Source organism: Oleiphilus sp. HI0066 (assembly GCF_001635725.1).
This window is the reverse complement of record NZ_LWFH01001089.1, coordinates 24340-39427: the sequence shown is the minus strand read 5'-3', so window position 1 is coordinate 39427 and position 15088 is coordinate 24340. Positions and strand designations below refer to the sequence as shown.

Here is a 15088-nt window from a genome sequence, read left to right as displayed (position 1 = left end):
ATAAGAGGAAGATTATGGTTAAAATAATGAAAGCAAGTGCAGTTGCGTTGCTACTTTCATTAAATAGTATCGCAGTAAATGCCGCGGACTATGTTATTGACACAAAGGGCGCACATGCCTTTATTCAGTTCCGTGTGATGCATCTCGGCTACAGCTGGTTATACGGTCGCTTTAATGAATTTTCAGGTGATTTTTCGTTCGACCCAGAAAAACCTGACGCTTCAAACATTATGGTAGACATTAACGTTGATAGTATCGATTCGAACCACGCTGAACGAGACAAGCACTTGCGAGGTAGCAAGTTTCTTGATGTGGCGCAGTTTCCTACTGCTAAGTTTGTGAGCACTCGGGTCGAAATGGCAAATGCTGAAAGTGGCACCTTATATGGCAACTTGAGCCTTAAAAATGTAACAAAAGAAGTTGCGATTGAGTTTGATGTTGTGGGCATGGGGGCTGATCCTTGGGGCGGACAACGAGTAGGTTTCGAGGGAAAAACTAAGTTTCGTATGAAAGATTTCAATATCATGCGTGATCTTGGGCCACTGTCTCAGGACGTAGAGATGATTCTCTCTGTTGAAGGTATTAAAAAATAACAATGGTTAAGTTGGGGGCAGACTATTTAAAGAAGTTACAGCGCGAGTTTGACGATGCGATTGAGCGTCAAGACTTCGATAAGTTGATTGAACTTGATCACTCAATTCGTTCTATCCTTCAGTCAAACGCCAACGAGAATTCGACCGCTGAGCTTAAAGCACTGTTACGAATGTACGATGACTTAACTATCTCTGTAGCGAACTTACGTGAACAATTTGCGAAGGAACTTGCTGGTATGCAATCAAACAAGAAGGGCATTAAGGCTTATCGTACAAGTTAGAGCGTTCTCTTAAATCCCTTTAATTAATGAACCGACAAAAAATTGAACGTTTTTTGTCGGTTTTTTTATTTCTTATGCGTGATGACGTTTTATTGACTATTTTCAGCTTAGTGGCTTTAATTATCGTATTCGTAATTGCAAAATGCACATCCAATAACAAGCAAGGCAAATAGCTATTGCTGCATAATAAAGGCAGACCTTAATGTCGCAAGATACAAGTGTTCTGGTTATCAGTGATAACCATGGGGTTCTTCGTGATATCTCCGTAATTTTAAATTTTCTTGGCGAAACAGTTGTATCTGTTGGGCGCAATCAATGGGACTCAGATAAAGAGCAGTTGTTAGCTGTTAATAATAGCGATGATCAAATTTGCGTGGGAACAGTGTTTTTAGACGCAAGTGTTGATTCAGGTGCTGAAATCGTCGCGCAGTTAGATGAACTGAACCAAGCTGTTCCAATTCTCACGATTGGCGATGCGGGGCATTTCAATTTGGATGATGTGTTACGTAAAAAAGTCATCGCATCGCTCGAATCATCTCTGGAATACAACCAAACCATTGATAGCTTATATCGTGCTCAGTTGTACCGAGATCAATTTGCTACGAACCGGAAGCGTGGACAGCAGCGAGAAGCTGAATTGTTTAGAAGCTTGGTCGGTACTAGTCGCCCAATTCAAGAAGTTAGAGCTCTTATGGGACAAGTGGCTGACAAAGATGTTAGCGTTTTGATCACTGGTCAGTCTGGTACGGGTAAGGAAGTAGTAGCGCGCAATTTGCACTACAACTCACATCGTCGCAATGAGCCTTTTGTTCCCGTTAACTGTGGTGCTATTCCTGCTGAGCTTCTAGAAAGCGAATTATTTGGCCATGAAAAGGGCGCATTTACTGGTGCGATAACTGCCCGTTCAGGTCGCTTTGAGCTTGCTGAGGGTGGCACGTTGTTTCTGGATGAGATCGGAGACATGCCGCTAAATATGCAGGTGAAAATTCTTCGCGTATTGCAAGAAAAAACCTACGAGCGAGTCGGTGGAACAAAAACGATTCCTACTGATGTGCGTATTATTGCTGCGACGCACAAAAATCTCGAAGAGATGATCGAAGAGGGCACATTCCGAGAAGATCTGTATTACCGACTGAATGTCTTCCCGATTGAAATGCCTGCTTTAAAGGAGCGTGAGGAAGATATTCCTTTGTTGATCAACGAACTCATTTCGCGTATGGAAACTGAGAAGCGCGGATCTATTCGTTTCAACTCCGCTGCGATTTTGAGTTTATGCCGCCATGAATGGCCGGGTAATGTTCGTGAGCTTGCTAACTTAGTTGAGCGCTTGGCGATTATGTATCCTTATGATGTGATTGGTGTTAAAGAGCTTCCACAGAAGTACCGTCATGTTGAGGTAGAGGATGAGTTCCTTGAGAGTGAGGATACTGCAACGCAGGTACAAGGTTTGGCGGGTGTTGATTCTCCAGCTTTGTTGCCGATTAACGGTATCGATCTTAAGGAATATTTGGCAAGTCTTGAAAAATCATTGATACGACAAGCGCTTGATGAGTCTTCTGGTGTTGTAGCTCGAGCTGCAGAGCGATTGAGAATTCGACGTACTACCTTGGTTGAGAAGGTTCGAAAGTACGAACTCAATGGGTAGTAGTGTCAGAAAAATGAACACAAAAAAGCCAAGTTATAAACTTGGCTTTTTTGTGTCGTAATATTGACAGTCTTACCTTGTCTACTTCATTTAAATCTCTTCAAGCTATTGAAATATATAATCTTTTATGTTTTGGCCTAACACCTGCTTTCTCTGTCCCGAATAGTGTTTTGCATCCGACCTTCGAAGTAAGTGAGATAGTAAATGGGACAGTCTTATAGTAAGACTCAAGAGCGTCAGACCGAAGACCAGAAACAAATTGCGGCTCAATTAGCAGCAGTTGAACGTGTTCGTTCTGAACTTAAACAAAAAAAATCAGCGAAGCTCGTTAATCTCAGCTCATCGCAGCTCCTTCAATATCGTGAACTAGAGCAACGTGTTGTCGCACTCAAAAGCGAACTATCTGAAGCTGAATCACACACCGCGCAGCAAGAAAAAGAAAAGCAAGCGCTGGAGCATCGTCACTCTGCGTTGTTAAAAGTACTGCCCGCTGGCGTCGTGGTCCTTGATGGCAAAGGCATTATACGAGAATATAATCCTGCGGCTGTTGAACTTTTAGGTGAGCCTCTTGAGGGAGAACGGTGGTTTGACGTTATTAAACGTTGTTTTGCGCCTAAGCATGACGATGGTCACGAAGTGTCCCTAAAAGATGGTCGCAAGCTTGGCATACAGACGCGTTCACTTAAGTCTGGCGACGGCCAATTAATATTACTCAACGACCTTACCGAAACGCGTGCTTTGCAAGCCCAAGTTAGTCGCACCGAAAGACTAAGTTCGTTAGGTCGAATGGTGGCCAGTTTGGCGCATCAGATTAGAACTCCTCTTTCTACGGCCATGCTATATGCGGGACATCTTAGACGACCAAAAATGAATGAAGAGATGCGTATTGAGTGTGCTGAAAAATTGCTTTCTCGTCTCACACATCTAGAGCATCAAATACGCGATATGCTTGTTTTTGCAAAAGGCGAAACTCGATTAGCCGAGCAGGTGAGCATGCAAGCATTCTTTGAGAGTTTGCAGACTGCTGCAAAGCCTTTGCTTGATAAACACATGGTCAGTTCGACTTGGTCAAATGCCTCACAGGGGCAAATACTGTGTAACCAAGAAACCTTGGTCGGCGCGTGTATCAACTTAATTAATAACAGCATTGAAGCTCACGAAAGCTCAGATGCGCGACGTCAGTTGGAAATTAATATTGACTCATTCGATGCCGATGGCCGCTTCGCTTGTATTCAAATCAACGACAACGGGCCGGGCATTCCAAACACCATTGCGCGACAGATTCATGAACCTTTTTTTACAACAAAATCACAAGGCACGGGCTTAGGGCTCGCCGTTGTTGAGGCGGTAGTAAAAGCGCACAAAGGTAAATTTTCACTGCGATCAACTGATAGTGGTGCGCAGGCGACAATCTTAATTCCACTGTTTAAACCTGAGCAAAATATTCTGAACCCAGCAATGGCTAGAGAGGTAACAAAATGAGTACTCCTAATGTTCTTATCGTCGAAGATGATCGCGAGCTTAGAGAAGCGCTTTGCACCACACTAAAACTTGCTGGTATGAAGTACTTTGAGGCCGATTGCGCAGAAAATGCTTTGATCGCCTTGGAAAAACGAAACTTTGACATTGTCGTGAGTGATGTAAATATGCCGGGCATGAGCGGCCATGAGCTATTAGCGCAGGTTAAGTCAAAGGTCCCGGGTTTACCTATGATGTTGATTACAGCATTTGGGCAGATCAAAGATGCGGTAGATGCAATGCAATCTGGCGCAGATGACTACCTAGTTAAACCATTTGAGCCGCAGACGCTGATTGATTCGATCGACAAAATAGTTGGTGCTAACAGCAATCCTGAAATTAGTGATGAGCCGGTTGCAAACGCTAAATTTACCAAAGAGTTTTTTAAGGTTGCGCGCAAGGTCGCGAAAACCGATTCGACTGTCATGATTTCCGGTGAGAGTGGAACGGGTAAGGAAGTATTGGCGCGATACATTCACGCGAATTCACCAAGAAAAAACAAGCCATTTGTCGCAATCAACTGTGCGGCGATTCCTGAAAACATGCTAGAAGCAATGTTGTTTGGCCATGAAAAAGGTGCATTCACCGGCGCTTACAACAGCTCTCCAGGTAAATTTGAACAAGCCAATGGCGGTACGCTGCTTCTTGATGAAGTGTCAGAGATGGATTTAGGGCTTCAGGCCAAGTTGCTGCGTGTATTGCAAGAACGTGAAGTAGAGCGCGTTGGTGGTAAGAAACCAATAAAACTGGATGTTCGTGTGCTTGCGACGACCAACCGTGCCTTGAAGTCATACGTCGACGAAGGGAAATTCCGAGAAGATTTGTTTTACCGTTTAAGTGTATTCCCAATGTCATGGAAACCACTTCGCGAGCGCCCAGACGATATCCTACCTATTGCTCAGCGATTGCTTGAAGTGCATGCCGCGAAAATGCGTCGAGGAAAGGTTGTACTGAACGATGAATGCAAAGCCTTGTTATTGAATTATCCTTGGCCTGGTAACGTTCGTGAACTCGACAACGCCGTACAGAGATCTTTGATCCTGGCAGAGGGCGGGGTGATAAAAGCCTCAGACTTGATTTTGGATATGCCAGGAATATCGTCATCAGACGATTATTTGAGTTCCGATAGCCACATTATCGTCGATGAGCCTCAACCAACTACTGTCGAGAATTTGACAGAGTCGATGAATAGTCAGAATACAGTGGAGCAAACGTCGCCACAAAGCTTGAACGTGGATATCGACAGCAGTGCTCTAGGCAAAGATTTAAAACTTCGTGAATATCAAATTATTATCGATACCCTCAAGGATGAAGGGGGCAAGAAGAAGCAAACCGCCGAGAAATTAGGCATCAGTCCGAGAACCTTGCGTTATAAATTAGCGCAAATGCGCGAACTTGGCATCGACATTGCGTCAGAGTTAGCAGCATAGAAAAAAGTGTCAGATTTTTGATACCGAACACTATGGCTAAGTAGTAATTTAGTTTGTCAATCTGCTGATTCGGGGCCTATTTAGGCCCCATTTTTTTGCCTGCTAGAAATGTTCAATAGTCAGTAATTGTTTTGGCCTGATTTGTGCTGTTGTCACTAACTATTACTGTTTACAACGAAAAATTGACATTCAACTAGAGGGGAGCGCCTATGTCAGGAATCAATTCAGTCACTGGCCGAGCCGATATCTCACAAGTATTGGCAGAGATGCGTAACATTCGCGCGCAGATTCAACCTGCAGAGCAGTTAAAGCCAGAAGTCTCTCCAACTCAAATCAACCCGACTAACAAGGTTGATGAGATCCCGAAGTTTAGTGATTTGTTATCTAACGCTGTCAACTCGGTAAATGACGCACAACAGAAATCTAGCGCATTACAAACAGCTTATTCTCAAGGCGATCCAAACGTCAGCATCACTCAGGTAATGATCCAGTCTCAGAAAGCTTCAGTCGCGTTTGAGGCTGTAACACAGGTACGCAACAAAGTAGTGAAAGCGTACGAAGATATCATGAAGATGCCGGTTTAATAGGTAGGATTAGAGCAATATCATGGCAGCAAATATGAGCGAAGCAAGCGTACCAGCAACGACAGTAGGTAAAGGATCTACTGATATGGTAGCTGATCCAGCACAAAGCGACCTAATGACAGGTGTTAATCGTCTAGGTTTGTTCCGTCAAATTGGTTTGATGATTGGTTTGGCGGGCAGTGTTGCACTAGGTCTTGCGTTAGTCCTCTGGTTACAAGAGCCAAATTACCAACCCGCCATGCAAAACATCGCAGCGCAAGATATGGAAGAAGTGACGCGGGTACTAAATTTAAATGGCATAGATTTTAAAGTTGACCCTCAGAGTGGGGTGCTTCTAGTTGCGTCAGAGCAACTGTATCAAGCAAAAATAAAATTGGCCGCTGTCGGAATATCGTCTGATCAATCGATAGGTTATGAGCTACTAGATCAAGACCAAGGTTTGGGTAGTTCCCAGTTTATGGAGTCGACTCGTTTTAAGCGCGGACTAGAAGGTGAGCTTTCACGCACGATTTCTAGTTTCCGAAATATCCGACACGCACGTGTCCATCTTGCAATTCCAAAGCGTTCCGTTTTCGTTCGCGATTCACGCAAACCATCAGCCTCTGTATTGATCGAAGTTCCCGCTATGCGTGGTATTTCAAGAGAGCAGGTTGAAGCAATCGTTAACCTCGTTGCGGGTAGCGTACCCGAGATGATGAAGAGTGACGTGACTGTCGTAGATCAGCGAGGTAATTTGCTTTCTAAGAATAACGAAACGGAAGAAGACGCAAGAGTTTCTCGTGAATTTGAATACTCGCGCAAGATAGAGTCGGTTCTAAATAATCGAATCACAAGTATTCTTGATCCGGTACTAGGCTCTGGTCGTTTTCGTTCTGAAGTATCAGCTGACGTTGACTTTACAGAAATCGAAGAAGCAGAAGAGTTGTTCAATCCTGATATGGGTGCGGTACGCAGCGAACAGACTCTGGATGAGCAAAAAGCAAATGGTGTCGACGGTGGTATCCCAGGAGCTTTGGCTAATCAACCGCCAGTGAATGCAGAAGTGCCTGAAGAAGCGGGTGAGGGCGCTGCGCAGCCGGAGCAAGCAGCACCTGTTAATTTGCGTAAGCAAGCAACGCGAAATTATGAAGTCGACCGAACGGTGAGCTACACCCGTCATCAAAAGGGGCGCGTTTCACGTCTGACTGTTGCAGTTGCAGTGGATGACATTCGTAACATCAATCCTGAAACAGGGGAAGTGTCGTTCCAAAAATGGAGCGACGCAGAGCTTGAGCGTCTAACATTACTTGTGCGCAACGCCGTTGGATATGATGCAACACGCGGCGACAGCGTTAACGTCGTCAACACTCCGTTTGCGCCGCAAGAGATCGAAGAATTTGTAGAACCCGAGATCTGGGAACAGGCATGGTTTTGGGAAGTTGTTTGGAAAGCCTTGGCAGTCGTTGTTGCCTTAATTGTAGTGTTCGCGATTATTCGCCCCATATTTAAAAGCCTTGTAAGTTCAGGTGCCGAAGCAAAAGAGTTAGCATTAGGCGGTATGGACGGTTCAGGTCCAACGCTAGATTCGTTTGAACGTATGGACGGCGATAACCCCGCGATGGCTGCATTAGGAACAAGTGGTGAAGACTTTATGTTGCCTGGCGCGTCTGAAGGTTACGATAAACAAATTAATGCGCTCAAAGGTTTAATCGCTGAAGATCCAGCACGAGTGGCACAAGTAGTGAGAACTTGGGTAAATCAAGATGGCTGATAACACAGAAGCAGCACAATTACCGACACTTCCTCGTTTAGAGGCAGCAGCAGTGCTGCTATTGAGTTTAGGCGAAGCTGATGCGGCGCAAATTCTCAAACACATGGGCCCAAAAGAAGTTCATCGTGTCGGTTCGACCATGGCTAGCTTGACCAATATTACCCAAGAGCAAGTTGAAGCCGTCCTGATTGAGTTCATCGAAGAAGTCGGTCGTCAAACTGGTATGGGCATTGGCTCAGACCAGTACATTAAGAACATGCTGAATGAGGCCTTGGGTGAAGATAAAGCCTCAGGATTAATCGATCGTATCTTAGTTGGTGGTAATACGACTGGACTCGATACCTTAAAATGGATGGAAGGGCGAGCAGTCGCTGAGCTTATCCGTTATGAACACCCTCAAATTCAAGCGATCGTTGTGTCATATCTGGAGCCCGACCAAGCGGCTGAAGTTCTTGGTATCCTCGATGAAAAAGTGCGCTTAGACGTTATGATGCGTGTCGCTTCTTTGGATTCGATTCAGCCACAGGCCCTGCAAGAATTAAACGATATTCTTGAGAAACAATTCTCGGGGAATACCGCGACAGCGACCAGTAAAATTGGTGGTGTTAAAACGGCAGCTGACATAATGAACTTTATGGAGTCTTCGATCGAAGGCGATTTGATGGACAACATCAAAGAGATCGATTCAGACCTTGGTAACGAAATCGAAGAGCTCATGTTCGTCTTCGACAACCTGAAAGATGTTGATGATCGTGGCATCCAAACACTACTCAGAGAAGTTTCTAGCGAAGTATTAATTGTCGCACTCAAGGGTGCAGACGCTGACCTACAAGAGAAAATATTCAACAACATGTCGAAACGTGCTGCAGAGCTTCTTCGCGATGATCTTGAAGCGAAAGGACCTGTTAAAGTATCGGAAGTTGAAGCATCTCAAAAAGATATCCTTACTATTGCTCGTCGTTTGGCAGACTCTGGCGAAATAGCCTTGGGTGGAAGCGGTGAGGAAATGATCTAAGTATTGGTATGAGTGAACAAAATCCACCTAAGGACGATCGTCCTGTCGAAAGCTTAAGTGCTTACGAGCGCTGGGAGCTACCTAATCTCAATTCAGGTGAAGACTATACCGATAGTGCAAAAGTAAAACCGTTGACAGCAGACGATTTGGAGGCGATCCGCGCGGAAGCCTATGCAGAGGGGCTTAAGCAAGGAAAAGCCGATGGTTACAACGCCGGCGTCGAAGAAGGGCGTACCGTTGGTATCGAACAAAGTAAGCAAGAAGGCTTAGAGCAGGGGCGTCAACAAGCTGACAGTGAGTTGCAATCGCACAAACAAGCTCTTTCAGATCAATTAAAGGCCTTGCTTGATCCTATAGAAAGTCAACGCGATCAACTAGAAGACGCCTTGCTCAATACCATATTAGCCGTTGTGCGTGCTGTCATTCATACAGAAATCAAGCAGAGTACCGATGTTATTCGTTTGGCGCTCCAGAATGCGATAAATTCGCTGCCCAAGCGTGCACGCGAATTTAGTATTTCTCTTAATCCTCAAGATATTCCAATCGTACAGCCACTCATTGAAGAGATCGATAAGGAGGTCGCAGTCGTGCCATCACCACATTTGGCGAGGGGCGGCTGCTTAGTTGAGACAAGTCAGCAGGTGGTTGACTACACGATTGAAAAACGCTTCCAACACGCTGTACAAAGCATGCTGTTGCAAGCAGCGAAATCTCAAAATTTCGAGGTCCATCAAGAATCCCCCGCGACATTAGAAAGCCATGTTGATTTCGCGAGTGAAGTGCTAGAAGACGCGCCTGACCAAGATATTTCGCAAGATGAAAATGGATTAAATCCAGATGGCTGATCTGCTATCACGCATTACCGATTTTCAGCAAGCATCGGAGAATATTGAACACTTCGAGCCTGTCATCAGTGGGCGACTTACGCGAATGATTGGCCTTACCCTTGAGGCAAAAGGTTGTAAAGCAGTCGTCGGTGACCGCTGTTTAATTCAAGGCTCCAATAACGAAGAAGTCGAAGCAGAAGTCGTCGGTTTCGACGAAGACAGCACCTATCTTATGCCGCTAAGCGTGGTGAAGGGGTTTCAACCTGGAGCCAAAGTGACTCCGCTACCCAGCGCTAATGATGTGCCCGTAGGTATGTCGTTACTTGGTCGAGTGCTCGATGGCTGTGGTAACCCTATTGATGGTAAAGGCGATTTGCTTGCCGAGAGCTATGTACCTGCTTCAGCAGATATTATTAACCCTCTAGCGCGGGCGCCAATTCGCGCGCCTTTAGATGTCGGTATAAAAGCGATCAACGCCTTGCTTTCGGTTGGCGTTGGACAACGACTCGGTTTGTTTGCCGGTAGTGGTGTTGGCAAGAGTATGTTGCTTGGAATGATGACGCGTTTTACCAACGCCGATGTTGTAGTGGTCGGGTTGATTGGTGAACGGGGACGTGAGGTAAAAGAGTTCATCGAGGATATTCTTGGCGAAGAAGGCTTAAGCCGTTCTGTTGTGGTTGCATCGCCCGCGGATGATTCGCCGCTCATGCGAATGCGAGCATCAACGTTATGTACGCGCATTGCTGAATACTATAGAGATAAAGGCCAGCGTGTGTTGCTATTAATGGATTCTCTTACTCGTTATGCCCAAGCACAACGAGAGATTGCCTTGTCCGTTGGCGAACCTCCCGCTACCAAAGGCTATCCACCTTCTGTTTTTGCAAAAATTCCGCAACTTGTTGAACGCGCAGGTAACGGCGTTGAAGGAGGCGGTTCAATTACTGCTTTTTATACTGTGTTAACAGAAGGCGATGACCAGCAAGATCCGATCGCGGATGCAACGCGTGCAATCTTAGACGGCCACATAGTTTTGTCGCGAGCATTAGCGGAAGAAGGGCATTACCCCGCAATCGATATTGAAGCTTCTATTAGTCGTGTTATGCCGCAGGTAACTGATCCACAGCACTTTAAAGATGCTCAGCGCTTTAAGCAGTTGTATGCAAAATATCAGCAAGCGAGAGATCTCATTTCTGTTGGTGCTTATGCGCAAGGCTCAGATCCATTAACCGATTTTGCGGTTTCTAGAATCGACTTAATGCGCAACTTCTTACAGCAAGGGCTCAATGAACGAGCAACGAGCGATGTCTCGATTATGCAATTAAAAAGCGTGGTCGCTCCTGACGCTGAAACATGCGCTGAAGGCTAATTTCTGTGGCCGTTTCAAAGAAAGTAAATCGTTTGCGTTTGCTCGTTGATCTGGCAACGAAAGAGGAAGACCAAGCTAGTACCATTTTGCGTCAGGCTAGGCAGGCGCTTGATGATGCTCAACAACAATTGGATTGTTTGAAGGAGTATCGAGAATCCTACCTTGCAGGTGTTAGTAATTCCATGAAAGGAGCTTCTAACCCCTATACACTAACTAGCTACCAGCAGTTCGTCGCACAACTCGATAATGCGATTGATCAACAATCTCTTGTTGTGAATAATGTAAGTTTGCAATTTGAACAAGCAAAAAAACATTGGGTGACACTGCGAGAAAAAACCAAATCGCTTGCTCAATTGCGTGACGATACGCATCGCCAAGAACTCGCAAAGGAAGAAAAAAAGCAAGAAGGGAGAATGCTCGATGATTTTATTTCGAGTAAGTATCGTTAGTATCTTGGCAGTTAGCATGAACTAACCCAATGTTGGGTTATAACCTAATTATCTAAGCCCTTCCGCCAATCCCCGCGCATTTATAAAAATTCAAACTACATTTGAGGCATCGCAGCAATGTTGCGTGTGTTTTTTATGGTCAATTTTTTGAATTTTAACGAAAGATAGGGTTAAACATGGCAGGCAACGAATTAACGCTTGAAGGTCCTGTAACTATTGCAAAGGCTGAAGCTTTGCATCACGAGATCGAAACGTTGTTGTCAGAGTCCGAAACCCTCCATATCAATGCAAGCGCAGTTGAAAGAGTTGATACAGCAATTATTCAACTTTTGTCGAGTACCTGCACAACAGCAGATAACTTGAACATTCAAGTTGAGATAACAGCGTCAGATGGTTTGAGAGAATGTACCGATTTACTCGGATTTAAACAGCTTTCTGAACGCTACCAATAACGCAATTGGTTGTTGTGTCAACGATAAAGATATAAGGCGAATGGACAACTACTAGAGGTATTCGAATGGCGACAATTCTCGCAGTCGACGATTCTGCATCAATGCGGCAGATGGTGACATTTACTCTTAAGGGTGCTGGTTTCGATGTAATTGAAGCTGGAGATGGGCAAGAAGCGTTGGAAAAAGCGACAGGTGCCAATATTGACCTTGTTTTATCAGACGTAAATATGCCAGTAATGGATGGCATTGAGCTCGTCAAGAATCTACGAACACTTCCTGATTATAAGTTCACGCCGATACTTATGTTAACGACGGAATCCGCTGGCGATAAGAAATCCGAAGGTAAAGAGGCTGGCGCCACGGGCTGGCTTGTTAAACCGTTTAATCCGGACCAGTTACTCGCGACCATCAAGAAAGTGATGGGGTAGTGTTAAGCACCATTTTCATGGGGTGAAGTATGAGCGTAGATCTCAGTCAGTTTCATCAGGTCTTCTTTGAAGAAAGTAACGAAGGCTTAGACATAATGGAGGCAGCTCTCTTAGAGCTGGACCCTGACAATCAAGATTCTGAGCGCATTGATGAAATATTCCGTGCTGCGCACTCAATTAAGGGTGGTAGTGGTATCTTTGGTTTTCAGCAAATTGCAGATTTTATACACGTCGTAGAAACGCTTCTTGATCTGATTCGATCAGATCAATTCAAAATTCTTGCAGAGCATGTTGATCTATTCCTTCGTTCAGTCGATTGCCTGCGAACAATGGTCACGCAATTGGAACAAGGCGAGGAATGCGAGACCGAATTATCCAATTCACTTAAATCAGAATTTGAAGATATTTTAAATGGCCGAGAATCAGGCGCTTCCGCTGCAACCCAAAACGGTGGAGAGGGCGATGCTAACGATGGCCATAGTGATGGGGCACGCGGATGGCAAATATTTTTCCGTCCTTCTACAGATATTTTACGAACGGGTAACGAGCCTGTTCGGATGTTCAGAGAGCTGGCTGAACTCGGTGAGCTTGAGGTCGACGTGGATGCCTCAGATGTTCCGAAACTCGATGATATTTAAGCTGATGCTTGTTACCTCGCATGGAATATCTCTTTGTTTGGCGAGGCGACAAAAGAGCAAGTCGACGAGGTGTTTGAATGGGTCGTTGATGATTCTGAGTTGACGATTGAAGCGATAGATATCGGCGGTGTTGGGCTTGCTGAAGCGTCGAGTTCAAATACCTCAGAGGATGCAACTTCTTCAGCTAAACCTGCACCTGTGGTAGAGGAATCCGCTCCGAGCCAAGTCGTCGCAGAAAAACCTCAAACTACTGCGGCCAAAGCCGAACCCAAAGCGAAGCATCAAGCGAAAGCTGAAAGTGCGTCAATACGTGTCGGAACCGACAAGGTTGATAGCCTGATTAATATGGTTGGGGAACTAGTGATTACCCAATCTATGCTAGGTGAACTCGGCAGAAATTTTACCGTCGACAAGTTGCCACGACTAATGGAAGGGCTTGAGCAGCTCAACAATCACACGCGTGAGCTTCAAGAAAGCGTTATGCGTATACGCATGCTACCAATTAGTTTTGCGTTCTCGCGGTTTCCCCGTTTGGTTCATGATACGAGCAAACAACTCGGCAAGCATGTTGAGTTGGAGTTGTTGGGTGAGCAAACGGAACTCGACAAAACAGTGATGGAACGTATTGGAGACCCTCTTGTTCATCTAGTCCGAAACTCGTTAGATCACGGCATTGAATCGCCTGAAACGCGCGTTGCAGCTGGCAAAGATGAAATGGGTAAAATTACTCTGAATGCCTTTCATCAGGGTGGCAACATAGTGATTCAAATCATTGATGATGGCGCAGGCCTGAATCGTGATCGTATTCTTGAGAAAGCCATTGATAATGGCTTGGTGAAAGCGAGTGATAATCTCAGCGATGAACAGATCTATGATTTGATTTTCAAACCTGGATTTTCGACCGCGTCTGAAATCACCGATATTTCAGGTCGTGGCGTCGGGATGGACGTTGTGCGACGAAATATTCAAGAGCTTAATGGCTCTGTCGAAGTTGAGTCGCAGTCTGGCAAAGGCAGCACCTTCACCATCCGATTACCACTCACACTAGCAATTCTTGATGGACAACTCATCCGAGTTGGCAGCGATGTCTTTATTTTCCCTCTGGTCTCAATTGTTGAGTCTATTCAGTCTTATGATCAAATGATTCATCGTGTTTCATCAGGCTGTGAGGTCTTGCGCTTGCGGGATGAATACGTACCAATTGTGCGCCTTTGGGATATCTTCAGCATTAAGCCTGATTCAGAAAAGCTTGAAGATGGTCTGCTTGTCGTCGTTGAGGGTGACAACATGAAAATTGCCGTACTCGTCGATGACTTACTAGCTCAGCAACAGGTGGTGATCAAAAGTCTTCAGGAAAACTATCGTTCTGTCGATGGAATTTCTGGTGCCACTATTTTGGGGGGATGGCACTGTCTCACTAATTCTTGATATTGGCGGCTTGATAAAATTGTCTGGCGTGAGTCGAGACGAATACAAGAAACACGTCAACGAAGATGACTCGGCTGCGGCCTAGGGCGAGATAAGGAGAGCAGTAATGGCTAAGCAAACAGAAATTGAAGCTCCAAACAATGATGATGGCATTCATGCGCAGGCAGAATTGGCTGAGCAATATTTGACCTTCTATATGAAGGAAGAAGAATTTGGCGTCAATATATTATCTGTTCAAGAAATTCGTGGCTGGGAGGCTGTTACGCGCATTCCCAATTCACCAGGCCATGTTTTGGGCGTTATGAACTTGCGTGGGACTGTTGTTCCTGTGATTGACCTGCGTATGAGCTTTGGCTTGACCGATTTAACGTACGACGATGCGACTGTCGTCATTATTTTGAATGTCGAATGTTCTAACTCAAATAAAGTGATGGGAGTGGTCGTCGACGCCGTGTCAGATGTTCATAACTTCTCTGACAAAGATATTCAGCCCGCACCCGAGTTAAGTAACAAAGCCCAAGGTCAGTACGTCAAAGGTTTGGGCAGTACAGAAGAACATATGGTCATTTTGTTAGATCTAAACGAAGGCCTCATTCAAGATCAAAAGGCATTGCTAAGTATTCACTGATTCAAAGGGACGAGAGCACGTGGGAGCCAACGCGAAAAAGATTGATCGCGAATTCT

16 protein-coding genes are annotated in these 15088 nt (G+C 45.2%); all 16 read left to right on the top strand.

The window, feature by feature from the left end; all coding sequences use genetic code 11:
* The first annotated feature begins 26 nt into the window (after positions 1-26).
* The 16 genes from A3738_RS13920 (at position 27) to A3738_RS13850 (ending at position 15032) form a co-directional block, all read left to right on the top strand.
* Positions 27-593, top strand: a complete 567-nt coding sequence (locus tag A3738_RS13920) for a YceI family protein (RefSeq protein WP_082878325.1) — start codon at positions 27-29, stop codon at positions 591-593.
* A gap of 2 nt (positions 594-595) precedes the next feature.
* Positions 596-874 carry a hypothetical protein gene (locus A3738_RS13915; RefSeq protein ID WP_068479143.1) on the top strand — a complete coding sequence of 93 codons (279 nt, stop codon included), beginning with the start codon at positions 596-598 and terminating at the stop codon, positions 872-874.
* Positions 875-1076: 202 nt separating this feature from the next.
* Positions 1077-2519, top strand: coding sequence for a sigma-54 dependent transcriptional regulator (locus A3738_RS13910; protein WP_068479140.1), 1443 nt, complete (start codon positions 1077-1079; stop codon positions 2517-2519).
* A 204-nt stretch (positions 2520-2723) separates the two neighbouring features.
* Positions 2724-4001 (top strand): ATP-binding protein, encoded by a 1278-nt coding sequence (locus tag A3738_RS13905; protein ID WP_068479137.1) that lies wholly within the window; start codon positions 2724-2726, stop codon positions 3999-4001.
* A complete protein-coding gene (locus tag A3738_RS13900) occupies positions 3998-5467 on the top strand; it encodes a sigma-54 dependent transcriptional regulator (protein WP_068763649.1) in 1470 nt (489 codons plus the stop codon). The genes A3738_RS13905 and A3738_RS13900 overlap by 4 nt, the downstream gene beginning before the upstream one ends.
* Positions 5468-5676: 209 nt before the next feature.
* Positions 5677-6051, top strand: a complete 375-nt coding sequence (gene fliE, locus A3738_RS13895; protein WP_068480004.1) for a flagellar hook-basal body complex protein FliE — start codon at positions 5677-5679, stop codon at positions 6049-6051.
* A gap of 34 nt (positions 6052-6085) precedes the next feature.
* Positions 6086-7801: a flagellar basal-body MS-ring/collar protein FliF gene (fliF, locus tag A3738_RS13890; RefSeq protein ID WP_068480151.1), complete on the top strand. Its 1716-nt coding sequence runs from the start codon at positions 6086-6088 to the stop codon at positions 7799-7801.
* On the top strand, positions 7794-8816 hold the full coding sequence (gene fliG / locus A3738_RS13885) for a flagellar motor switch protein FliG (protein WP_068480006.1): 1023 nt from the start codon (positions 7794-7796) through the stop codon (positions 8814-8816). Before fliF ends, fliG begins: the two co-directional genes overlap by 8 nt.
* Before the next feature lie 8 nt (positions 8817-8824).
* On the top strand, positions 8825-9661 hold the full coding sequence (locus A3738_RS13880) for a FliH/SctL family protein (protein ID WP_068480007.1): 837 nt from the start codon (positions 8825-8827) through the stop codon (positions 9659-9661).
* Positions 9654-11009, top strand: a complete 1356-nt coding sequence (fliI, locus tag A3738_RS13875; RefSeq protein WP_082878188.1) for a flagellar protein export ATPase FliI — start codon at positions 9654-9656, stop codon at positions 11007-11009. The genes A3738_RS13880 and fliI overlap by 8 nt, the downstream gene beginning before the upstream one ends.
* A 5-nt stretch (positions 11010-11014) precedes the next feature.
* Positions 11015-11458: a flagellar export protein FliJ gene (fliJ, locus tag A3738_RS13870; protein ID WP_068476838.1), complete on the top strand. Its 444-nt coding sequence runs from the start codon at positions 11015-11017 to the stop codon at positions 11456-11458.
* 176 nt (positions 11459-11634) lie between these two features.
* Positions 11635-11910, top strand: coding sequence for a lipid asymmetry maintenance protein MlaB (locus A3738_RS13865; protein WP_068476840.1), 276 nt, complete (start codon positions 11635-11637; stop codon positions 11908-11910).
* Between the two features lie 65 nt (positions 11911-11975).
* Positions 11976-12338, top strand: a complete 363-nt coding sequence (locus tag A3738_RS13860) for a response regulator (RefSeq protein ID WP_068480009.1) — start codon at positions 11976-11978, stop codon at positions 12336-12338.
* Positions 12339-12367: 29 nt separating this feature from the next.
* Positions 12368-12976, top strand: coding sequence for an Hpt domain-containing protein (locus tag A3738_RS32025; protein ID WP_068483184.1), 609 nt, complete (start codon positions 12368-12370; stop codon positions 12974-12976).
* 33 nt (positions 12977-13009) lie between these two features.
* Positions 13010-14404 carry a chemotaxis protein CheA gene (locus A3738_RS13855; protein ID WP_231876651.1) on the top strand — a complete coding sequence of 465 codons (1395 nt, stop codon included), beginning with the start codon at positions 13010-13012 and terminating at the stop codon, positions 14402-14404.
* 106 nt (positions 14405-14510) lie between these two features.
* Entirely contained in the window at positions 14511-15032 is a 522-nt protein-coding gene (locus tag A3738_RS13850) for a chemotaxis protein CheW (protein ID WP_068480014.1), read from the top strand.
* The last annotated feature ends 56 nt before the right edge of the window (positions 15033-15088 follow it).